At 62.9% G+C, this 22,594-nt stretch carries 20 protein-coding genes; 10 read left to right on the top strand and 10 right to left on the bottom strand.

The features are described 5' to 3' along the window. Nucleotides 1-17 precede the first annotated feature (17 nt). Complete coding sequence (locus ATY02_RS02545) at nt 18-491, top strand: YMGG-like glycine zipper-containing protein (RefSeq protein WP_068580198.1); 474 nt, start codon at nt 18-20, stop codon at nt 489-491. Between the two features lie 170 nt (nt 492-661). Here ATY02_RS02545 and ATY02_RS02540 read toward each other — a convergent pair whose 3' ends face one another. The 5 genes from ATY02_RS02540 to ATY02_RS02520 all read right to left on the bottom strand — a co-directional run bounded on the left by ATY02_RS02540 (nt 662) and on the right by ATY02_RS02520 (nt 6,939). Then, the gene (locus ATY02_RS02540; RefSeq protein WP_068580271.1) at nt 662-1,096 is read right to left on the bottom strand and encodes an acyl-CoA thioesterase; all 435 of its coding nucleotides are present in this window, start codon (nt 1,094-1,096) and stop codon (nt 662-664) included. Nucleotides 1,097-1,152: 56 nt separating this feature from the next. Next, entirely contained in the window at nt 1,153-2,379 is a 1,227-nt protein-coding gene (locus ATY02_RS02535; RefSeq protein WP_068580196.1) for a 3-hydroxyacyl-CoA dehydrogenase, read from the bottom strand. Between the two features lie 103 nt (nt 2,380-2,482). Beyond that, nucleotides 2,483-4,417: a RecQ family ATP-dependent DNA helicase gene (locus tag ATY02_RS02530; protein ID WP_068580194.1), complete on the bottom strand. Its 1,935-nt coding sequence runs from the start codon at nt 4,415-4,417 to the stop codon at nt 2,483-2,485. Between the two features lie 154 nt (nt 4,418-4,571). Then, entirely contained in the window at nt 4,572-5,702 is a 1,131-nt protein-coding gene (locus tag ATY02_RS02525) for a polysaccharide deacetylase family protein (protein ID WP_068580192.1), read from the bottom strand. Between the two features lie 64 nt (nt 5,703-5,766). Then, on the bottom strand, nt 5,767-6,939 hold the full coding sequence (locus ATY02_RS02520) for a YfaP family protein (RefSeq protein ID WP_068580189.1): 1,173 nt from the start codon (nt 6,937-6,939) through the stop codon (nt 5,767-5,769). Between the two features lie 209 nt (nt 6,940-7,148). Between ATY02_RS02520 and ATY02_RS02515 the strand changes: the two genes are divergently transcribed. Both ATY02_RS02515 and ATY02_RS02510 read left to right on the top strand, forming a co-directional pair. Next, on the top strand, nt 7,149-7,502 hold the full coding sequence (locus tag ATY02_RS02515; RefSeq protein ID WP_068580187.1) for a DUF1493 family protein: 354 nt from the start codon (nt 7,149-7,151) through the stop codon (nt 7,500-7,502). Between the two features lie 41 nt (nt 7,503-7,543). Further along, complete coding sequence (locus ATY02_RS02510) at nt 7,544-8,398, top strand: DMT family transporter (RefSeq protein ID WP_176719718.1); 855 nt, start codon at nt 7,544-7,546, stop codon at nt 8,396-8,398. A 133-nt stretch (nt 8,399-8,531) separates the two neighbouring features. On the opposite strand, the gene ATY02_RS02505 is transcribed toward ATY02_RS02510, so the two are convergent. Both ATY02_RS02505 and hslO read right to left on the bottom strand, forming a co-directional pair. Further along, nucleotides 8,532-10,073: a phosphoenolpyruvate carboxykinase gene (locus ATY02_RS02505; RefSeq protein WP_068580183.1), complete on the bottom strand. Its 1,542-nt coding sequence runs from the start codon at nt 10,071-10,073 to the stop codon at nt 8,532-8,534. A 179-nt stretch (nt 10,074-10,252) separates the two neighbouring features. Continuing rightward, entirely contained in the window at nt 10,253-11,155 is a 903-nt protein-coding gene (hslO, locus tag ATY02_RS02500; protein WP_068580182.1) for an Hsp33 family molecular chaperone HslO, read from the bottom strand. Nucleotides 11,156-11,256: 101 nt separating this feature from the next. Between hslO and ATY02_RS02495 the strand changes: the two genes are divergently transcribed. Further along, nucleotides 11,257-12,069 carry a phosphatase PAP2 family protein gene (locus ATY02_RS02495; protein WP_068580180.1) on the top strand — a complete coding sequence of 271 codons (813 nt, stop codon included), beginning with the start codon at nt 11,257-11,259 and terminating at the stop codon, nt 12,067-12,069. A 58-nt stretch (nt 12,070-12,127) separates the two neighbouring features. Here ATY02_RS02495 and ATY02_RS02490 read toward each other — a convergent pair whose 3' ends face one another. Continuing rightward, complete coding sequence (locus ATY02_RS02490; protein WP_068580178.1) at nt 12,128-12,538, bottom strand: RNA-binding S4 domain-containing protein; 411 nt, start codon at nt 12,536-12,538, stop codon at nt 12,128-12,130. Between the two features lie 408 nt (nt 12,539-12,946). On the opposite strand from ATY02_RS02490, the gene ATY02_RS02485 reads away from it, so the two are divergent. Beyond that, complete coding sequence (locus ATY02_RS02485) at nt 12,947-13,411, top strand: ATP-dependent zinc protease (protein WP_416220668.1); 465 nt, start codon at nt 12,947-12,949, stop codon at nt 13,409-13,411. Next, nucleotides 13,408-14,313, top strand: coding sequence for a 30S ribosomal protein S6--L-glutamate ligase (gene rimK, locus ATY02_RS02480; protein WP_007931744.1), 906 nt, complete (start codon nt 13,408-13,410; stop codon nt 14,311-14,313). The genes ATY02_RS02485 and rimK overlap by 4 nt, the downstream gene beginning before the upstream one ends. 68 nt (nt 14,314-14,381) lie before the next feature. Here the strand turns inward: rimK and ATY02_RS02475 are convergent, their stop codons facing one another. After that, entirely contained in the window at nt 14,382-15,695 is a 1,314-nt protein-coding gene (locus tag ATY02_RS02475; RefSeq protein ID WP_068580175.1) for an ATP-binding protein, read from the bottom strand. Between the two features lie 101 nt (nt 15,696-15,796). Then, a complete protein-coding gene (ompR, locus tag ATY02_RS02470; protein WP_022644207.1) occupies nt 15,797-16,537 on the bottom strand; it encodes a two-component system response regulator OmpR in 741 nt (246 codons plus the stop codon). 348 nt (nt 16,538-16,885) lie between these two features. Here ompR and ATY02_RS02465 point away from each other — a divergent pair, with 348 nt between their 5' ends. From ATY02_RS02465 to tauA, 4 genes are all read left to right on the top strand, one after another. Further along, the gene (locus ATY02_RS02465) at nt 16,886-19,210 is read left to right on the top strand and encodes a Tex family protein (RefSeq protein WP_068580173.1); all 2,325 of its coding nucleotides are present in this window, start codon (nt 16,886-16,888) and stop codon (nt 19,208-19,210) included. Further along, nucleotides 19,210-19,593: a PaaI family thioesterase gene (locus tag ATY02_RS02460; protein ID WP_068580171.1), complete on the top strand. Its 384-nt coding sequence runs from the start codon at nt 19,210-19,212 to the stop codon at nt 19,591-19,593. Before ATY02_RS02465 ends, ATY02_RS02460 begins: the two co-directional genes overlap by 1 nt. 215 nt (nt 19,594-19,808) lie before the next feature. Then, the gene (gene gshA, locus ATY02_RS02455) at nt 19,809-21,392 is read left to right on the top strand and encodes a glutamate--cysteine ligase (RefSeq protein WP_068580168.1); all 1,584 of its coding nucleotides are present in this window, start codon (nt 19,809-19,811) and stop codon (nt 21,390-21,392) included. 206 nt (nt 21,393-21,598) lie between these two features. After that, the gene (gene tauA, locus ATY02_RS02450) at nt 21,599-22,576 is read left to right on the top strand and encodes a taurine ABC transporter substrate-binding protein (protein ID WP_068580162.1); all 978 of its coding nucleotides are present in this window, start codon (nt 21,599-21,601) and stop codon (nt 22,574-22,576) included. The last annotated feature ends 18 nt before the right edge of the window (nt 22,577-22,594 follow it).

Genomic DNA, 22,594 nt, shown 5'->3' with positions numbered 1-22,594 from the left:
CCCTTTGAGGCTCATGTATGAAGTTCTCCTCGATTCTCTTGTTGTCCCTTGGCCTGGTCAGCGGCGCCGCCTCTGCAGGTGGCACCACTGAAGCAGGTGTGGGCGGCGCATTGGGCGGGGTTCTAGGCTCGGTGGTCGGCCAGCAACTGGGCGGCAATACCGGTTCGGCCATTGGCGCAGCCATCGGCGGCGCAGGCGGCAGTGCGGTCGGCGCCGACAAGCGCAGTCGTGGCCAGGCAGCCATCGGCGGCGCCTTGGGCGCGGCAGGCGGCAACGTCGTGGGCCGCAGCATGGGCGGCAGCACCGGCAGCCTGATCGGTGCAGCCGCAGGCGGTGGTGCCGGCGGCGCACTGGGCAACTACATGGGCAACGAAAGCGCCCGGGAAGACCGCGACTATCGCCGCGATCGCGACCGCCGCTACTACCGCGACGGCCACCGTGGTCGTGGTCACGCCTACGGCCATCGCAAGCATCGTCACTACGACGACTGATCGACCGCCCCCTGTAGCCGCTACCGCACACTGGACGCGAGGCCAAGGGCCTCGCCAGACCAGAGGCTGCGGTACTGGCCCCAAGGATAGAGGTCAGGCCTCCCCTACTGGCGCCGATCGCAGCCTGCGGCAGCGGCTACAGTGTCCACAGGTCGATCAAGTCTCGAAGCTCAGGTCACCAGCAGCTGTTCCAGGGCTGCGCGCAGGACCACTGGAATCGGCACCGGCTGGTTCGATGCCCGGTCCACGAACACATGGACGACACGCCCCGCCGCGCAAGGCTCCTCCTCTCCCGACTTGAACACCGCCAACTCGTATTGCACCGAGCTGTTGCCCAACTTGCCGACCCGCAGTCCCACCTCGATACGCTCAGGAAATGCGATGGAGGCGAAGTAGTCGCAAGCCGAGCTGACCACGAACCCCACCACCTCACCGTCATGGATATCCAGGCCGCCCTGCTCGATCAGGTAGGTATTCACCGCCGTGTCGAAAAAGCTGTAGTAGGTGACGTTGTTCACATGGCCATAGACGTCATTGTCATGCCAACGCGTGATGATCGGCTGGAAATGGCGGTAGTCGCCGCGTTGCGGCATGGACTCGGACATCAGGGCGGTCTCCCTTGGATTGAGCGATTGATCGCCCGGCATTTCACCCCAGGGGACTAAGCCTGGGCAAACCCTTTTCCAGCGACCGCCAGTGCCTCGATCAACTTCGCCGGCCGCCAATGCTCACCCAATTCAGCTTGCAGGATCGTCAGCCGCCGCCGGACCTCTGCCAGCCCCTGGGTATCGGCCCAGCTCATCGGCCCGCCCTGCTCCCTGGGAAAGCCGTAGCCATTGAGGTAGACCAGGTCGATATCACCGGCCGAGCGAGCAATGCCTTCCTGGAGGATCTTCGCCCCTTCGTTGACCAGGGCCAGCAGGCAGCGCTCCAGGATCTCCTCGGGACCAATATCGCGCCTCCGGTAGCCCAGCCCCTCACTGACCTGCAGCACCAGGGCATCGACCTCCAGATCGTGCTCGGCCTGGCGGCTGCCTGGCTCATAGTGGTAATAGCCGTCACCGCTTTTCTGGCCAAACCGCCCCAGCTCACACAAGCGGTTGTCGACCTGGATCTCTGGCGCATTCTGGCCGACGCCGCTCAGCTGCCGGGCACGCCAGCCCAGGTCGATGCCCACCACGTCGTACATGCGAAACGGTCCCATGGCAAAGCCAAACGCCTGCAAGGCAGCATCCACCTGATAGGGAAACGCGCCTTCCAGGAGCATCTTGCGGGCCTCGAGCACATAGGTATTGAGCATGCGGTTGCCAATGAAGCCGAAGCAGTTGCCCGCCACCACACTGACCTTGCCCATGCGCTGGCCCAGGGCCAAGGCAGCGTCCAGCACCTCAGGCGAGGTCTTGGCGGCCCGCACCACCTCGAGCAGTTTCATGATGTGTGCCGGGCTGAAGAAGTGCAGGCCCAGGACCTGGGGCGCCCGTCGGGTAACTGCGGCAATGGCGTCGATATCCAGTGCCGAGGTATTACTGGCGAGGATCGCTCCCGGCTTGAGTGCAGCATCCAGCTGACGAAAGATCTGCTGCTTGAGCTCCAGGTTCTCGTACACCGCCTCGATCACCAGGTCCACGTCAGCCAGCTGTGGATAACCTTGGGCGACGCCAATCCGCGCCAGGCGTGCATCGGCTTCAGCCTGCTCGATACGCCCTTGGCGAACGTTATGGGCATAGGTATCGGCCACTGCCGCCAGGGCTTGCTGGAGCATCTGTGGATTGTTGTCCAGCCACAGGACCGGGAGGCCGGCGCTGGCCAGGCACATGACGATGCCGCGTCCCATGGTACCGGCGCCGATCACTGCGGCCTGCCGGATATCGAATGCTGCCTGGCTCATATGGACTCTCCCGTGGGTGTTCCAAGGACAGTCACCACCATAGTCAGGCGAGCATCATTTTTGAAATTTATTCCTGTGATGCACAGCATTCAGCAGATGGATTTCACTCAGGCAGCTGAGTGACGCACCACTCTCGCACTGCGCTGTAGGGGTAATCCTCCAAGGTCGCGAAGCCGGAAATGCTCCGTGCCTTGAGCTTGGTGAACAACGGCACGCTCAGGCCGCACAGAAAACGTGCCAGCCGTTCCGCTCCAGGCACCTCGCCCGTGTGCTGCTGGTGCCTGTGGATAAAATTGCCGCACAGCTCGGCAAAATTTTTATCCACAAGTGCGGGCAAGGCCGACGGTGTCGGCAAGCACGCGACTCGTCCCTGGCAAACCGAACAATGCCCACATTGTTGCGGCGCCTGCTGGTCGCCAAAGTACTGCGCCAGGCGATACCCCAGGCACTGCTCACTGGCGAACAATTCGAGCATCCCGTGGATCCGGGCAATCTCGCTGCCCTCGTGGCGCGCGAAATAGGCATGCAACTCAGTGCCCAGGGCAGCCGGATCGAAATCGTCCTGCAACAGGCTGTAGACCTCGGTCATCTGCTTGCTTTCCACTTCTACCCAGCCTTTTTCCTGGAGATAGTCCAGCGCCTTGACCACCCGTTGGCGCGGTGCCTGGTGCTGCTGGTAGAGCGCATCGAAATTCACGGTGGCCCAGGTCCGGGCACGGCTCGAGGTCTGGATGATGGCATCGACGAAATCACGCCTCTCCCCTTCGAAACGCTCCAGCAAGGTCGAGGGCTCAAGCAACAGCTTGAAGCGGTACTCGGCGAAATAGGCATAGCGCGGGGCAATCAGGCCACGCAGCTCCAATTGCACCAGCAAGGTCTTGAGTGGCAATTGGCGGATATTGCTCTGGTCGGCCAGTGGTCCCAGCATGAACTCCCACTGCCCTTGCGGTGCACAGGCCTGCAAATCGTCCAGCACGTAGCGGATTCCGCTCAACTCGGGAGTATCCCCGTAGACGAAGTTCTCCAAGACATTGAGGCTGTCGCGGTTGGCCAGCACCAGGCAGTCGGAGGGCTGGCCATCGCGCCCGGCACGCCCGATTTCCTGGCTGTAGTTCTCGATGGACTTGGGCAGGTCGAAGTGCACCACGTTGCGAATATCGCTCTTGTCGATACCCATGCCGAAGGCAATGGTGGCAACGATGCACTGGCTGTTCCCTGCCATGAAGCGCCGCTGGATCGACTCGCGCTCCTCGTGTGGCAAACCGGCGTGGTAAGCCTGGGCGGCAATCCCCTGCTGGCCCAGGTACTCGGCGATCTGCTCAGCAGTCTTCTGCAAGGTCACGTAGACGATGCTCGGTTGCCCGGCCCGTTCACCCAGCCACTGCACCAGGCGCTTGCGCTTGTCGGCACCGCGTACCGGCTCCACCAACAGGTTGAGGTTGGGTCGGTAGAAACCGGTAGTGACCACATCGCCCGCAGCGATGGCGAAACGCGCCTGCATGTCGGCGATCACCTTCGGGGTCGCCGTGGCCGTCAACAGCAGGGCCTGGGGAATCTTGAACTGGCGCTGGTAGTCCGGCAGTTTCAGGTAGTCCGGCCGAAAGTTGTGGCCCCATTCGGATATGCAATGCGCTTCGTCCACCACCAGCAGGGAGATGGGCACCTGCTGCAAAAAGTTGCGGAAACGTTCGTTCTTCAGGCGCTCGACCGAGATCATCAGGATCTTCAGCTCCCCGGAACGGGCCCGGGCCATCACTTCGTTGGCCTCCTCCCGCCCCTGGGCCGAATCGATGCTCGCAGCGGCGATGCCATGCCCCTGGAGAAACGCCAGTTGGTCCTGCATCAGCGCCAACAGCGGCGATACCACCAGGGTCAGGTGCGGCAACAGCAGTGCGGGCAGTTGGTAGCACAGGGACTTGCCGGAGCCGGTGGGGAAGATCGCCGCCGCCGAGCGCCCAGCCAGGACCGCGCTGACCGTGGCCTCCTGGCCTGGGCGAAACTGTGGATAACCGAAGACCTGTTCAAGGGTACTGTGCATGAGGGTCACTCCTTTGACCGCTGACCGTTCCCTGAAGACTAGCGGGACGGGACAGCGGGTCGAGAAAAGGCCTTGGGAAAAGGGCTACCGGATGCTACCGGTCAACGGTGCCTGCGCATCTGCCGGGCCGGCACGTGGCTGAAGGCACGCGGGCCTAGCGCAGGGTTCGGCAATCGAGCCATTGCACGCCGTTGTGCTGGTTATCCCGGATCAACGTCGGCACGGCCTGGGCCGCCTTGGGGTGGACGTCATGGAACAGGACGATCCCGCGCCGCCACAACAGCATCAGCGTTTGCACCCGCTGGGTCGTTGCCTCGGCGTCGAGCTTCTTGCTCCAGTCCTGGGAGTCGATGTTCCACAGCATCAGTTGCAGGCCATTGGCCTTGAAGAATCCGGCACTGTCACTGCGACGCTGTCCGTAGGGCGGTCGAAACAGCGGTAGGTAATCGCCCTCCAGGGTACGACTGGCCAGGTTGGCGCTGTCGAGCACGGACTTTTGCCAGGCGCTCCAGGAGGAATGGGACTTGTGCTCCCACCCATGTATCCCTACGCACTGGCCATCATAGGTCTCGCGCAATTGTCCCGGCGAAGAACGATTCAGGCGCGACTGCAGCGACTCTCCCAGGACAAAGAACAGGCCATGCACCTCATGGGCACGCAACAGCTCGGCCAACGCCTCGGTGTAGCCACCCTTCAGGCTCGGGCCGTCATCGAACGTCAGCAGGAACTGTCGATCCGCCAGCTCGTCGCCCAGCTTTTCCGCTGGGTCCATCCGCAGGATCTCGCTGCTGACCGTGGGGAACAGCGCGGCCAGGCGCAATTGTTCATCCAGGTATTGCAGGTGGAAGCGCTTGCTGGCCTCGGCCCAGGCACCGTAGGTGGCTTTGCTGGCACCGGTGAAGCCGGCTATCAGCTGGCGCAACTCCCCAAGGTTGCGTACTGGCTGGCAAAAGGGGGCGGCATCGCAATCCTGGCTGGCCCGTTGGTAATTCTCCAGGAGCCGCGCCCAGAACTGCTCGCGCACGGTGTTGAGTGACTTGAGATCCAGCTGGCGCACGCCGAGGCGCTGTTTCAAGGCCTTCTCGTCCAGGGCCTCGCTGGCCAGCAAAGCCTTGCCGAACATTAGGATCTCGCCCCGTGACGCTGTATCGAAATCAGCCGCGCTGTCCAAAGGATTCGGCCAACCACTGCGGTCGATGGTCGCGAAGACTAGCGGCCCGGCCGCCTGAACCACACTGCTGGACAAGCACAGCGCCAGCAACCAGGGGAAAACACGAATCCGCATATCAACCTCCATAAATGCACAACGCGCCGCTGCCGGCGCGTTGTGGAAAACTACTGCGGCCGGCTCAACGGCCCTGCAACCGCTCTATCGCCTTGTCATACACCGGATTGGCCTTTTGCTCACGGGCCTTGCGGTAATGCTCCAGGGCCGTAGCGAATTGCCCGGCGTCCTCGTAGATACGCCCCATGTCGTAATAGGCACTGGCACGTATGGTCGGTGCCGAAGCACCACTGGCCAGGGCAATGGCCTGGCGATCGGCAACCACGGCCTCGTCCGCACGCCTGTTCTTGCGATAGGTCAGCGCAAGATTGCTGTAGGCCTGGGCATAACCAGGGTCCAGCGCGATGGCGTCGCTGTAGAAAATGCTCGCTCCACCGAAGTCCCCCCTGCGGTAGTACTCCTCGCCTTTCTGGTTGAGGCTCTTGGCATCCACCGGCCCCAGATCCTTGCCCGCGACCTCGTCGATGGACTTGGTGCTTTCCAGCAATGGATCGAGATCGCTCATGGCCGACTCCGGCTCATGATTGCCTTGCAACACTCGATCGATGTCCTGCAATCGGCCATCGGCGGTCAGGCGAAACACCACCCACAAATTGCCCTGGCGATTCTTCGGCACCCGGTAGCTGCGAATCAGCGACGAGCCTTTATAGACATCGACCCGCGCCTGGCTGCGCCCCAGGTGCAACGATTCCGGGTTGTTGCCATTCGTGAAGTCATGGACGGCAAAGACATAGGCATCGCCAGGCACTCGCTCATCGATGGTAATGGTTTCCGGGGCTTGGCTATCGGCGCTGTCTGCCTCCAGGCGGGCACCTGGTCCCTTGCCAGTGGCGAAGTACAACAATTTGTGGGGATAGCTCAGGTGTGCATCCAGGTCCTGCCCCGGCGCACTCCAGCTCAACACCATGCGCAGGCTCTCGGGATTTGGCAGGATCGGGCTCAAGGCATAGAGCTGTCCCTGGCAGGGGCATTGGCTACGCAGGTCGGCGTAACCCGGCTTGCGGACCAGCAATTCATTGGCCGCACTGTCGGCGACCTCAGTGGCCAGGCTCACTCGCCCCTGGGCATCGGTATGACCCGTGACGCGACTCGTCCCCTGCTGCAACTGCACCTGGGCATCGGCCAGCACCGCGCCCTTGCCCACGGCATCCACTACCTGGATCGACAACGCCTGAGCCTGCACAGGGCTCATCGCCAACCCCAGCCACACCATCGCCAGCAGGCGAAAAAAAGCCATAACCAAATCCCTGTAAACGAAGATTGTCCCAGCCCTTCGGCCCGCGGCGAACCATACACAGTTTTATCCGCCAATGCTTGGCCCCAAGCTCAGCAATGCCATGCGCGACCGTCATCCACGGCCAGGTCGCACTGCATTCGGGACTTGAAAAACAACCACCGAATCACCGTACACTCCTCCTCCCCAAGAGCCGCAGGCGAATCACCAGCATGTACCTGGCCCCCGGATTTCCCGATGACGCGAGCATGCGCCAGCTGATGCAATTGCTGCATGAGGAAATCGGCCTGCCCGAGCGCAAGACCCTGCGTCTTGAGACCGCCATCAACCTCGACCTGGGTTGCGACGGTAGCGATGCCCGGCACTTGCTGCAGGCCCTCGAGGAACGGTTCGAGCTGGATCTTGCCGACTTCGACAGCTACCGCTACTTCCAGCCCGAAGGCTTCGACCCGTCGCTCAAGCGCCGTGCAAAAGGCCGTGGCACCAAGCTGCCACTGACCATCGGCATGCTCTACCAGGCGATCAGGCTCCGCCGCTGGGATACCCAGGAGCTGGAAAACCTCTAGAACCTACAACAATAAACAAGGAAGAAACCGTGGATGTACTGATGGGGCTGCTTGCCGCCGTGCTCTGGGGTGGTACCGATTTTCTCGTGGGCTTGAATGTCCGCGCCGTAGGCGCCAAGCGCGCAGTGTTCTTCAGCCAGACGCTGGGCGTCGTCCTGATGAGCCTGCTGCTGGCGGTCTTCCCTGCCTTTCTGTTCAAGGCGTTGGCCGCACCGCTGGATGTCTGGCTGATGGGGGTGCTAGCCGCCTGCTTCACCCTCTCCGGCGCCCTGGCCCTGGGCAAGGCTTTCGCCCTGGGCAAGGCTGCCATCATCGCCCCGCTGGTCACCTCCTATGGCGTGGTGACGACCCTGCTGTCCTGGGCCAGCGGCGAACACATCAGCCTGGTCCAACTGCTGTGCATCCTGGTCTGCGTGGTGGGGGTGATTCTCTCCAGCATTCATTCGGACCCCAAGCTGCCCCATAGCACGGATGCCAGCCGCTCGATCGTCTATGCCCTGCTGTCGGCCTGCCTGTACGGCACCAGTTTCTGGCTGCAAGGCCGCTACACCCTGCCGCAACTGGGCCCGGTCAGCATGCTCTGGTTGGGTTACGTGGTGGGATCGAGCGTATCGCTGCTGATGATGCTCAAGGTCCAGGACGGCTTGAAGCTGCCTCCCCTGAAGAGCTGCGGCACCCTGGCCAGCTCCAGCCTGATGAACCTCGGCGCGTTCTTCGCCTTCTCCTGGGGCGCCATGCACGGCTCGGTATCGGTAGTAACGGTGATCAGCACCTTGTCCGGCGGTATCGCCGCGGTGCTCAGCTACCTGTTCTTCAAGGAACGCCTGTCGAGGGTGCAGGTGATGGGCGTGGCACTGGTACTTCTGGGTGCACTGGCTCTGCATCTGAAGGGCTGAGCCGGTGGCGGTGGAATCGAGGTTTCCATCAGGTTAAATCCAGGACTGGCTGTTGCCACAGGCCACGACAGGACAGTTCGCCAGCCACAAAAAAGCCGCCCCGAAGGGCGGCTTTTTCATGGCAGGTCGAGGCTTACAGCTTCGGACCGGCAGCCTTGATGGCGTCGCTCACTTCGAACTTCTTGAAGTTCTCGATGAACAGGCCAGCCAGGCCCTTGGCAGCTTCGTCGTAGGCAGCCTTGTCAGCCCAGGTGTTGCGTGGGTTGAGCAGCTCGGTCTCGACGCCCGGAACGGCCTTCGGCACGTCCAGGTTGATGATGTCCAGGTGCTCGGTCTCGGCACCGACCAGCGCGCCGCTCTGGATCGCGGCGATCACGCCACGGGTGGTCGGGATGCTGAAGCGCTTGCCAACGCCGTAGCCACCGCCGGTCCAGCCAGTGTTGACCAGGTAGACCTTGGAACCGAACGACTTGATGCGCTTGATCAGCAGCTCGGCATAAACGCCGGCCGGACGCGGGAAGAACGGTGCGCCGAAGCAGGTGGAGAAGGTCGACTTGATGCCGCCGCCAGAGCCCATTTCGGTGGAGCCGACCAGCGCGGTGTAGCCGGACAGGAAGTGGTAGGCCGCCTGCTCGTTGTTCAGGATCGACACTGGAGGCAGTACGCCGGTCAGGTCGCAGGTCAGGAAGATGACCGCGTTCGGCTCGCCGCCCAGGTTGTTCTCGGAGACCTTCTCGACGTGCTCCAGCGGGTAGGCGGCACGGCTGTTCTGGGTCAGGCTGCCATCGGCGTAGTCGGCGTGCTTGTTGGCGTCCAGGACGACGTTTTCCAGCACTGCACCATGCTTGATGGCTTTCCAGATGACCGGCTCGTTCTTCTCGGACAGGTCGATGCACTTGGCATAGCAGCCGCCTTCGATGTTGAAGACAACGCCCTCGCCCCAGCCGTGCTCGTCGTCACCGATCAGGTAACGGCTTTCGTCGGCCGACAGGGTGGTCTTGCCAGTACCGGACAGGCCGAAGAACAGGGTCACGTCGCCGTCTTCGCCAATGTTGGCAGCGCAGTGCATCGGCAGCACGTCGGCAGCCGGCAGCAGGAAGTTCTGCACCGAGAACATGGCCTTCTTCATTTCACCGGCGTAGCGCATGCCGGCGATCAGCACCTTCTTCTGGGCGAAGTTGAGGATGACGCAGCCATCGGAGTTGGTGCCGTCACGCTCTGGCACGCACTCGAAGTTAGCAACGTTGAGGATCTGCCACTCACCGCGATCGGCCGGGTTGTACTGGGCCGGGTTGATGAACAGGCAACGACCGAACAGGTTCTGCCAGGCAGTCTGGGTGGTCATTTTCACCGGCAGGTAGTGCTCGGCGGCAGCCCCTACGTGAACGTGGGAAACGAAGTGTTCCTGAGCGTTGTTGAACGCCTCGACGCGAGCCCACAGGGCATCGAACTTGTCGGCCGGGAACTTGCGGTTGATCGGGCCCCAGCCAATCTGGTCCTGGGTGGAAGGTTCTTCGACGATGAAACGGTCAGCTGGCGAACGGCCGGTGCGATGACCGGTCTTGACCACCAGCGCGCCGGTATCGGCCAGCTCGCCTTCACCGCGGGACAGCGCTTCTTTTACCAGCTCATCGACGCTCAGGTCGGCGTACACGGTGTTTTTGGCTTGCGTCATGAGGTTCCCCGTCGGCCAATGGCCGAGTGCTCCAAACGTTTTGTAGTAGAAACTCGCGCACTACTACCGCGAAAAAAGTGCGCCGGATTATGCCAGAAAAGCCCAAAAATAGTAGGGTCCTCCCGTCAGCACGGCGTAATTCCGGCGTTCCCCAGGTGATTTACCTGAGCTGAAACGTTTTAGTGACGAGTATCTGACGGTGACTCGACGCCTGCCCCAGCGAACAATTGCGCAATATCAGCAGCATCGAACAGATAACGCTCGTTGCAGAACTGGCAATCGATCTCGATGCTGCCGCCATGCTCCACCACCAGCTTCTGGGCATCCTCCAGCCCCAGGCTGACCAGGGCATTGCCCGAGCGCTCCCGCGAGCAGCTGCAGCGAAACCGCAGGGGCTGCACGTCGAACAGGCGCACGGCCTCCTCGTGGTACAGGCGGTGGAGCACGGTTTCGTTGTCCAGGCTCAACAGCTCATCGGCGGTCAAGGTGCTGGCCAGTGCCGTGAGGTGCTGCCAATTGGCTTCGCGCTCTTCAGGGTCACGCAGGCGATCGGCCGGCAGCTGCTGCAGGAGCAGGCCCCGGGCATTGCGACCATCGGCGTACAACCAGAACCGAGTACCGGTTTGCTGGGACATGACGAAGTAGTTGGTGAAGCATTCCGCCAGGGTGGCCCCATCCAGGTCGACGATGCCCTGGTAGCGCTGGCCTTGCGTCGGGTCCACGGTCAATGCCAGGACACCATTGGGCATCAGGTCGGCCAGTGTCGCGTCCGGGGCGATCTGCGCCGCGTCATAACGAGCCAGGCCGCGGATCTCACGCTCGCTGGAGCACTCGATCATCAGCAGGGGTACCGGACCTTCGGAACGGGCCTGGAGAATCAGCAAGCCGTCGAACTTCAAGGTGCCGACCAGCAACGATGCCGCCGCCATCAGCTCGCCCAACAGTTGCGCCACCGGCTCGGGATAGGGGTGTTTGGCGAGGACTTCAGCGTAACTGCGCTCCAGCGCCACCAGTTCGCCACGGGCATCGCTCTCATCAAAGATGAAGCGTTGGGTGAAGTCGGTATCCGGCAAATCAGTCATAGGTCTGGGTATCTGAATGGTGACAAAAAGGTTACAAGCACCGAAAATTGCATTTTTGCGCACCATTACGGTGCAGTTTTTGCGGTGATTGGAGATATTTTATGAACAATCCGGGTTTGTTCCAAGCAAGGTGGAACCTCGGCAAGCTGGTCCTGTGCAATCTACTCCCTTTGGCCCTGCTGGGTTTCTGGTTATGGCCCACCGGGCAGATGCTCTGTGTAATGTTCGACGAATGGCTGTTCCGCCTCCTCAATACTCCCCTTGCCACCCACTCCACCTGGCTGCACATCTGGGCCGTGGCCAGCCTGCGTCCGTTCGACGTGGTCGTCGGCCTGATCATGCTCGGCCTGCTGATTCGCGGTGACTGGGTATTCAAGGCCGTGGACGTGCGCCGTGCGTTCTTCGGCTTCCTGTCGATCCTGATTCTCATGGTGGTGATTCGCGCGCTGTTTTCCAAGTTGGTGGCAGCCATGAACTGGCAGCACAACAGCCCATCCATGGTGCTGGAGGGGGCCGTGCACATGAGCGACTACTTCCCGACCTGGGAAAAGACCTGGGAACTCAAGGACCGCTCCAGCCAGAGTTTCCCGGGTGACCACGCCTCGGTGTTGTTGATCTGGGGCCTGTTCATGGGAGTCTTCAGCCGCAGCATCACCCAGTTCCTGGTGGTCTGGGGCTTGACCCTGCTGTTCATGCTGCCGCGCCTGGTAGCGGGTGCCCATTGGGGCCAGGACGACTACATCGGGGGCGTCTTGCTCGCCGTACTGGCACTGGGCTGGGGCTACTACACCCCGTATGCGGCGCGAATGTCGAACGTCCTGCTGCGCCTGACCCAACCATTGTTCAACCTGCTGAACCGGATACCGCTGCTGTCGAGCATGAGCGTGGTCCGCGCCAGCAGCCTGCTGCGCTGAGCAGGCCGAACGGGTAACGGCCGCAGAGGACAGCGCGGGCAAGCGGCCGCGCCATGCATCAGTCGTGAGCGCTGCCGTGGAACTTGAACAAGTCCCGGCGCTGTTTCTTGGTCGGCTTGCCATCGGTACTCACACCCAAGGCGCCCGCCTTGCGCTGGGCCGCGGCCGTTTCGCGCTTGGCGATACTGGCCTCGGTCTCGGCATAGAGCGCCTGCGCTTCGGGTGCTCCGCGACGCACGATGGACAAGGCCAGGACTTGTACCGTGCGTTCGTCGAAGCCGGTACGAATCTCGTACTCATCACCGATACGCGGCTCCTTGCCCGGTTTGCAACGCTCGCCACGGTGATGCACCTTGCCACTCTCGATGGCCGCCTTGGCCAAGGCACGGGTCTTGTAGAAGCGTGCTGCCCAGAGCCATTTGTCCAGACGGACCTTGTCCTCTTCTTGCTGTTCCTGCTTGTGTGCCACTGGAGTTCCTCTTGGTGAAAAAAATCGCAACGGTACAGCCCGAACGAGGGCTCTCATAAACCTTGCCGCTCACCTAAAATACCTCAGGTTGCCCCTTGGGAACCGGCACCGAGATAACGGTCGCCATTTACCGCCGATTCTGCGTGAATACCGCGAACTCGGCCGATGGCACCGGCTCGGCGCCCGAGGACATGCTGCACGACTGTCACAATCTATGCGGAGTCGGCAGCTAAAGTCATCGCCGAAGATGCCCGCCAGCGCTATCGAGCCGGGCGCTCCCGGCAAGCATGGATTCATCCGGCGCAGTATCGGTACTGCGCCGGAGCTGTTTCAGAACCCTGGCCCAGGTTGCGACCTGGGCCAGTACCGGCCAACTATGGACGTTCCTTATTGAAGACCTTTGACCATTTGACCGTTGTCGGCCTGCGCGAGTGGGTGGCGCTTCCCGATCTGGGAGTCGCCGGACTGCGCGCCAAGATCGACACCGGGGCCAGCACCTCAAGCCTGCATGCCACTGAAATCGAGCCATTCGAGCGCGATGGTGAACAGTGGGTCCGCTTCAATGCCCACCTGGGCAGCGTGGTGCAATTGCGCCATCGACGTTGCGAGGCACCGCTGGTGGCGATGAAGACCATCAAGAGTTCCAACGGCCAGGCCCAGGTCCGCTATGTGATCAGCACCACCCTGGCCCTGGGCGATCACGTATGGCGAGTGGAGTTCACCCTCGCCTGCCGCAAGGCCATGCGCTACCGCCTGCTGCTGGGCTCCAAGGCCCTGATCGACGGCCAACTGGTGGTCAATCCGGGCAACAAATACGTACAAGACAAACCGGTGTTCCCGGTATCCACTACCTCTGCCACAGGTGCTGCATGAAGATCGCTGTGCTGTCGCGTAACCCGCGTCTGTATTCCACTCGCCGCCTGGTCGAAGCCGGCACCGAGCGCGGCCATGAAATGGTAGTGGTCGACACCCTGCGCGCCTACATGAACATCGCCAGCCACAAGCCGCAAATCCACTATCGCGGCAAGCCCCTGGAGGGCTTCGACGCAGTGATCCCGCGGATCGGCGCCTCGGTGACCTTCTATGGCTGCGCGGTCCTGCGCCAGTTCGAGATGATGGGGGTGTTTCCCCTCAACGAGTCGGTGGCCATCGCCCGCTCCCGGGACAAGCTGCGCTCGCTGCAACTGCTGTCGCGGCGTGGCATCGGCCTGCCCGTGACCGGCTTCGCCCACTCCCCGGACGACATTCCCGACCTGATCGAGATGGTCAACGGCGCGCCACTGGTGATCAAGGTGCTGGAAGGCACCCAGGGCATCGGCGTGGTGCTGTGCGAAACCGCCACTGCGGCGGAGTCGGTGATCGAGGCGTTCATGGGCCTGAAGCAGAACATCATGGTCCAGGAGTACATCAAGGAAGCCGGTGGAGCCGATATCCGCTGCTTCGTGGTAGGCGACAAGGTAATCGCCGCGATGAAACGCCAGGCCAAGCCGGGCGAGTTCCGTTCCAACCTCCATCGCGGTGGCAGCGCCAGCCTGATCAAGATCACCCCGGAAGAACGCATGACCGCACTGCGGGCGGCCAAGGTCATGGGCCTAAGCGTGGCCGGGGTGGATATCCTGCGCTCCAATCACGGGCCGCTGGTGATGGAGGTCAACTCCTCCCCAGGCCTGGAAGGCATCGAGACCACCACGGGCAAGAACGTGGCGGGGATCATCATCGAGCACATCGAGAAGAACGGCGGGCCGAACATGACCCGCACCAAGGGCAAAGGCTAAAGACAACTACAAGCGGCGAGCTTCAAGCGGCAAGGTAAGAGCTTGCCGCTTGAAACTGGTCGCTGCTGCTAATCCGCATCACGTGGCAGCAGCAGGCCCAGCGGCAGCCTTACCCGCGCTTCCAGCCCGCCGTCCGGGCGGTTGCGCAGCTCGACGTTACCGCCATGCATGGCGGCGATTCGCTTGACGATAGCCAGCCCCAGGCCCGTGCCCTTGCCACCCCGGGCACGGTCGCCACGGGTGAAGGGGTTGAAGATCGCCTCCAACTCCGAAGGGTCGATCCCCGCGCCACGGTCCATCACGCTCAGCACCACATAGGGCGCGCTGACGTCGCCCGACAAGTGGGCGGCGACTTCCACGTCCGTCCCGGCATGGTTCAGGGCGTTGCCGATCAGGTTGTTGAGCAGGCGCTTCATCGATACCCGACGCAGGGGGAACGGCTGGATCGGCTCCAGTCGCAGGCGCACTCGCTCCTGGCTCTGGTTGTAGGGCGCCGCCACTTCCCGCACCAGCTCGTTCAGGTCCACCTCTTCCACCGACTCGTCGCGGCCATCGCGGATGAACGCCAGGAACTGGTCGAGGATGGCGTCCATGTCCTCGATGTCACGCACCATGTCATCGGTCAGTTCGGTGTGATCGCCCATCAGCTCCAATGACAGGCGCAAGCGGGTCAATGGCGTGCGCAAGTCGTGGGAGACCCCGGCGAGCATCAGCTCGCGCTCGCGACCGGCCTGCTCCACATCCTCGGCCATCTGGTTGAAGGCGCGATACACCTCGGTCATCTCGCTCGGGGTGTCACTGATGGGCAAGCGCACGCTACGCCCCTGGCCCAGTTGCCGGGCGGCGTAGACCAGGCGTTTGAGCGGCTGATTAAGCTGGCTGACGAAGATCCACGCCGATGCGGTGGACAGCAGGCCGATGGCCAGGAACCAGCCCAGCACGCTCCAGATCTTCTGGCCGCGCAACGGGTGTGGGTACAGCGGCACCTTGAGCCAGCCATCGCCCAGGCTCGGTGCCCGGACCCAGAGTGCCGGCGGAGCGTGCATGCGTAGCCGTACCTCGGTGTCGGCCCCCAGCTCCGCCTGCATCTGCCGCTGGTAGATCTCACTGTACGGCCAATGCTGTTCACCGGCCGGCACGCCGCTGCCGATCACCTTGATCAGGCCAGCGGCTTCAGCGATCTGGTCGCGATTGGATTCATCCGCGGCCCAGTAGGCACGCAAGGTCAGGGCCACGCCATGGCTGTACTGCCGGTCCACCAGCACGTCCTCGTTCATCAGCAGATAAACCAGGGTCAATGCCTTGGAGAACAGCACCACGATCAGCACCAGCCACAGGGTGCGGGAGAAGAAACTCTGGGGGAACCACAGCGGAGTTTTCATGACAGCCAATACACACTTTGCAGGAGCGAGTCGCGCTCGCAGCGTTGCGGAATGCGAACGCCCGGACCAGGGCCCGGGCGCTCGCTCCTACAAATCACCGATCACTTGGTCGCTGTGCCATCCGGCACGAACACATAACCCACGCCCCAGACGGTCTGGATATAACGTGGCTTGGAAGGATCGGGCTCGATCATCCGGCGCAGGCGGGAGATCTGCACGTCGATGGAACGCTCCAGGGCGTCCCACTCGCGGCCACGGGCCAGGTTCATCAGCTTGTCGCGGGTCAGCGGCTGGCGGGCATTCATCACCAGCGCCTTGAGTACCGCGAACTCACCGGTGGTGAGCATGTGCACCTCGTCGCCGCGCTTGAGCTCACGGGTAGCCAGGGACAGCTCGTAATCACCGAAGGTCACGCTTTCGTCTTCGCTGCCGGGGGCACCGGGGACAGGGGCCGACTGGCGACGCAGCACGGCCTTGACCCGGGCCATCAGCTCGTCGGGGTTGAACGGCTTGGCCAGGTAGTCGTCGGCGCCCAGTTCCAGGCCCTTGATACGGCTCAGCTCGTCGCCCTTGGCGGTCAGCATGATGATCGGGATCTGGTTGTTCGCGCCGCGCAGGCGGCGGCAGGCGGTGAGGCCATCCTCGCCAGGCAACATCAGGTCCAGGACGACCAGGTTGAACACTTCGCGACCCAGCAGGCGGTCCATTTGCTCAGTGTTCGGGACTGCGCGGGCACGGTAGCCCTTGCTGACGAAGAAACGCTCCAGCAGGCTGCTCAACCCTGGGTCATCGTCAACAATAAGAATTTTTTCGCCTTCAGCAGTTTGTGCAGTGCTGCTCATTGGATGCTCCTCTAATCTCGGTGCGCATTATGGCGTAGCTGCCGTTATACGCACCGTGTGCATTGTTAGCAGATTTTTCCTCTATCGCCAGCAAACCCGCTGTCGGCCTGAGGTCGGCGATCGTCCCGCAGGTGGGTATAATGCGCCGCCTTTTGTGTTGGGCAGTCTCTGATCGGTACCCTGCGTCGGCTTGTTTATTTGCCCCGGCCGGCAGTATTTCCACGATTACAGGGGTCAACAGGCAGCCTTTTGATCCAGGTGGCGGCGCGAACCAAGCCGCTCAACCAGACTCGCCGGGTCTTTTTTCGTTCCCGCGAGCCTGCTTTCACATATTTGTCAGGTGGTTTTATGGACAGCATCAACAGCCGCATTGCCGAGGAACTCGGTGTACGCCCACAACAGGTCGAAGCGGCCGTAGCCCTATTGGATGAAGGCTCCACCGTGCCCTTCATCGCCCGTTACCGTAAAGAAGTCACCGGCAGCCTCGATGACACCCAACTGCGTCATCTGGAAGAGCGCCTGCGCTACCTGCGCGAGCTGGACGATCGCCGCACCAGCATCCTGGCCAGCATCGAGGAGCAGGGCAAACTGACTCCGGAACTGGCCCGCGAGATCAAGCTGGCCGACACCAAGACCCGCCTCGAAGACCTCTACCTGCCGTACAAGCAAAAACGCCGCACCAAGGGCCAGATCGCCCTGGAAGCCGGCCTGGGCGAACTGGCCGACGGCCTGTTCAACGACCCGAGCCTGGCTCCGGAAGCCGAAGCCGCGCGCTTCGTCGATGGGGAAAAAGGCGTGGCCGACATCAAGGCCGCCCTGGAAGGCGCCAAGTACATCCTCATGGAGCGCTTTGCCGAAGACGCCAGCCTGCTGGACAAGCTGCGCACCTTCCTCAAGCAGGAAGCCACCCTCAGCGCCCGCGTGGTGGCTGGCAAGGAAGAAGAAGGCGCGAAGTTCCGCGACTACTTCGAACATGACGAACCGCTCAAGAGCATGCCGTCGCACCGCGCCCTGGCGATCTTCCGCGGGCGCAACGAAGGCATCCTCAGCTCCGCGCTGAAGGTCGGCGACGAGCTACCAGGCACCATGCACCCCTGCGAAGGCATGATCGGCCAGCATGTGGGCATCCAAAACCAGAACCGCCCGGCCGACAAGTGGCTCGGCGAAGTGGTGCGCTGGACCTGGAAGGTCAAGCTCTACACCCACCTGGAGACCGACCTCTTGGGCGAGCTGCGCGACGGCGCCGAGACCGAGGCGATCAACGTCTTCGCTCACAACCTGCACGACTTGCTGCTGGCCGCCCCGGCCGGCCCACGCGCCACCCTGGGCCTGGACCCGGGCCTGCGCACCGGCTGCAAGGTGGCGGTAGTGGACGCCACCGGCAAGCTGCTGGACCACGCCACCGTCTACCCCCACGTGCCGCATAACAAGTGGGACCAGACCATCGCCACCCTGGCCGCCCTGTGCGCCAAGCACTCGGTGGACCTGATCGCCATCGGCAACGGCACCGCCAGCCGCGAGACCGACAAGCTGGCCGCCGACCTGATCAAGAAATACCCAGCCATGCGCATGACCAAGGTCATGGTCTCCGAAGCTGGCGCCTCGGTGTACTCGGCCTCGGAGCTGGCGGCCAAGGAGTTCCCGGACCTGGACGTGTCGATCCGTGGCGCGGTGTCCATCGCCCGTCGCCTGCAGGACCCGCTGGCCGAACTGGTGAAGATCGATCCGAAGTCCATCGGTGTCGGCCAGTACCAGCACGACGTGTCGCAGCTGAAACTGGCCCGTGGCCTGGACGCGGTAGTGGAAGACTGCGTGAACGCCGTGGGCGTCGACGTCAACACTGCCTCCGTGGCCCTGCTGGCACGCATCTCCGGTCTCAACGCGACCCTGGCGCAGAACATCGTCAACCACCGCGACGAACACGGGGCCTTCAAGACCCGCGCCGCCCTGAAGAAAGTCGCCCGCCTGGGTGAAAAGACCTTCGAACAGGCCGCCGGCTTCCTGCGCGTGATGAACGGCGACAACCCGCTGGACGCCTCCGCGGTGCACCCGGAAGCCTATCCGCTGGTGCAGCGCATCGCCGCCGATACCGCTCGCGACATCCGCTCGCTGATCGGCGACAGCGGTTTCCTCAAGCGCCTCGATCCATCGAAGTTCACCGACGAGACCTTCGGCCTGCCCACCGTCACCGATATCCTCCTGGAACTGGACAAGCCCGGCCGCGACCCGCGTCCCGAGTTCAAGACCGCCGAGTTCCAGGAAGGCGTCGAAGACCTCAAGGACCTGCAACTGGGGATGATCCTCGAAGGCGTGGTGACCAACGTCACCAACTTCGGTGCCTTCGTCGACATCGGTGTGCACCAGGATGGCCTGGTGCACATCTCGGCGCTGTCGGAGAAGTTCATCAAGGACCCGCGTGAAGCGGTGAAGGCCGGCGACGTGGTCAAGGTCAAGGTCATGGAAGTGGACATCCCACGCAAGCGCGTGGGCCTGTCGATGCGCATGAGCGACACCCCGGGCGAGAAGATCGACGGTGCCCGTGGCTCCCGCCCAGGTTCGGCGCCGCGCTCCTCCCAGGGCAACGCACCACGCAAGGAAACCACCGCTGCGGCGCCGACCAACAACGCCATGGCCTCGCTGTTCGCCAACGCCAAGCAGTTGAAGAAGCGCTGATGGAGATTCCAGCCGGCCTGACCGAGAGCGCCTTCAGCCAACTGCTCGGCTGCCGCCTGCAACGCCTGGAGGTGGGCGAGGCGGACGTGGCCCTGGAGCTGACCCCGCCATTGCGCAATCGCGGGCAGAAGCTCCACGGCGGGGCGATCTTCAGCCTGGTGGACATTGCCATGGGCCTGGCCTGCTCCAGCACCCATGGCTTCGACCAGCAGAGCGCCACCATCGAGTGCAAGATCAACTACATCCGCGCCGTGGCCGAGGGCGAGGTGTTGTGCCGGGCCAAGGTGATCCACCCCGGCCGCCGCACCCTGGTGGTCGAGGCGGATGTGATCCAGGGCGATAAACTGGTCGCAAAAGCACAAGGCACCTTCGCAGTCCTGTAGCTGCCTGTCATCGAATTGGGTTAATTTCGGCGCTGCGAAAGCGGCGTCGGAGTTTCTTGCCCGCGCTAAAGCCAGATTCAGGGATGAAGGATTGGCGTTTTCAAGCGAGTCGGCTTGACTCAAAAACCAGGCGAAAACGCCAGTTTTAACTTCACCCTTGTAGACCGTCCTGCCCACCCCCATATTGGGGCGACTGACGCGTGAAGGAATCCAACTTGAGCGAACTTCTCAACCGCCGCCTGGCCCTGCTCGGCGAGCGCGCTAACCTCTCCCTGCTCGAGCAGTGCCTGCACGGCATCGAACGTGAATGCCTGCGGGTCACCGGCGAAGGCCGCCTGGCCCAGACCCCGCACCCGGAAGAACTGGGTTCCGCGCTGACCAACGAACAGATCACCACCGACTACTCCGAGTCGCTGCTGGAGTTCATCACCCCGGCCCTCAAGGACCCGGCGGATACCCTGGCCAGCCTCGACAAGATCCATCGCTTCGCCTACAGCAAGCTCGGCAACGAGTACCTGTGGAGTCCATCGATGCCGTGCCCGTTGCCGGCCGAGGAAGACATCCCGATCGCCTACTACGGCACCTCCAACATCGGCCAGCTCAAGTATGTGTACCGCAAGGGCCTGGCCCTGCGCTACGGCAAGACCATGCAGTGCATCGCCGGGATCCACTACAACTTCTCCCTGCCGGAACAGCTGTGGCCGCTGCTCAAGCAGGCCGAGGGCTTCACCGGCACCGACCGTGACTACCAGTCCGCGGCCTATATCGCACTGATCCGCAACTTCCGCCGCTACAGCTGGTTGCTGATGTACCTGTTCGGCGCCTCCCCGGCCCTGGACGCCGGCTTCCTGCGTGGCCGCTCGCACCAGCTGGAGCAGTTCGACGCCGAGACCCTGTACCTGCCCTACGCCACCAGCCTGCGCATGAGCGACCTGGGCTACCAGAGCAAGGCCCAGGCTGGGCTGACCCCCTGCTACAACGACCTGAACAGCTACACCGACAGCCTGCGCAAGGCGGTGGCCACGCCCTATGCCCCCTACGTGGAAGTCGGCACCCACAAGGACGGCGAGTGGGTCCAGCTCAATACCAACATCCTGCAGATCGAAAACGAGTACTACTCCAACATCCGCCCCAAACGCGTGACCTACACCGGCGAACGGCCGATCCAGGCGCTGATGGCCCGCGGCATCCAGTACGTCGAAGTGCGTTGCCTGGACATCAACCCGTTCATGCCCCTGGGCATCGACGTGCAGGAAGCCCGCTTCCTCGACGCCTTCCTGCTGTATTGCGCACTCAACGACAGCCCGCTGTTCGAGAACAACGAGTGCGGCAACGCCACCTCGAACTTCCTCAGCGTGGTCAAGGAAGGCCGGCGCCCTGGCCTGCAGCTGCAACGCCGCGGGCAAGCGGTGGACATGAAGGAGTGGGCCGCCGAGCTGCTGGAGGGCATCGCCCCGCTGGCCGCTCTGCTCGATCAGAGCCATGGCAGCGATGAGCACAGCAAGGCGCTGGACGCCCAGCTGGCCAAGGTCAAGGACTCGTCCCTGACGCCTTCGGCCCAGGTCCTGGCAACCATGACCGAGTGCAAGGAAAGCTTCAGCCAGTTCTCCCTGCGCCAGAGCCTGGCCCACGCCGAGCATTTCCGCAGCCAGGCCCTGGCCAAGGAAGAACAAGCGGCGTTCGAAGAGACGGCGCGCAAGTCCCTGGAACAGCAGGTCGAGCTGGAACAGAACGAAGTGGGCGATTTCGACGTCTTCGTCGGCGCCTACCAGGCCAGCATCCTGGCTATCAGCAACTGATAGACACACCGCGCTGCCTGAGCTTCGCTCCTACACAGCACCATCGCTGTAGGAGCGAGCGGGCGGCGATGCGACTTGCCCGCGCTTCCCCTCTTCAACTCGTTCTCTCTTTCTAAGCTAATTCTAAAACGTTATTTATTTTATAATTCTTAGATCATTTAGGCTCCTCCCACGCCGATCAACGGCCGCCTATGAGGAGCTTCATCGTGAAACTGCATTTCCCCCTTCGCCTCCTGGCGGCCGCCTCCCTGGCCGCAGCGAGTTTCCTTGCCCAGGCGGCCGATCTCACCGTCGCGTACCAGACCACCGTCGACCCGGCCAAGGTCGCCCAGGCCGACGGCAGCTACGAAAAAGCCACCCAGGCCAGCATCAACTGGCGCAAGTTCGACAACGGCGCCGACGTCATTGCCGCCATCGCCTCCGGTGACGTGCAGATCGGCTACCTGGGCTCCAGCCCACTGACCGCCGCCGTCACTCGCAAGGTGCCGGTGGAAACCTTCCTGATTGCCACCCAGATCGGTGCTGCCGAGGCCCTGGTGGCCCGTGACGGCTCCGGGATCAATACGCCCCAGGACCTGGTGGGCAAGAAGATTGCCGTGCCCTTCGTCTCCACCGGCCACTACAGCCTGCTGGCGGCGCTCAAGCACTGGAACATCGACCCGGCCAAGGTCCAGGTACTCAACCTGGCGCCGCCGGCGATCATCGCCGCCTGGAAGCGCGGTGACATCGACGCCACCTACGTCTGGGACCCGGCCCTGGGCGTGGCCAAGGAAAACGGCAAGGTGCTGATCACCTCGGGCGAGCTGGCCAAATCCGGCGCGCCGACCTTCGACGCCTGGATCGTGCGCAAGGATTTCGCCCAGAAGCACCCGGAAATCGTCAGCGCTTTCGCCAAGGTGACCCTGGATGCCTACGCCGACTACCGCAAGGATCCGCAAGCCTGGCTGGCCAACCCGGGCAACGTCGACAAGCTGGTAAAGCTCTCCGGAGCCAAGGCCGGCGACATTCCCCTGCTGCTGCAAGGCAACGTCTACCCGCTGGCCGCCGACCAGGTCGCCAGCCTCGGCGCGCCGACCACCAAGGCCATCACCGACACCGCGGTATTCCTCAAGGAACAAGGCAAGGTCGAAGCCGTGCTGCCCGACTACGCCCCCTACGTCAGCGCCCGGTTCATCAGTAACTGAGGCTGCGGGTTCGCAAAG

Origin of the sequence: Pseudomonas sp. BIOMIG1BAC (genome assembly GCF_001705995.2) — a bacterium.
Lineage (GTDB): Bacteria > Pseudomonadota > Gammaproteobacteria > Pseudomonadales > Pseudomonadaceae > Aquipseudomonas > Aquipseudomonas sessilinigenes.
Note: the sequence above shows the minus strand (reverse complement) of the source record. Positions and strands in the feature narration are given on the sequence as shown.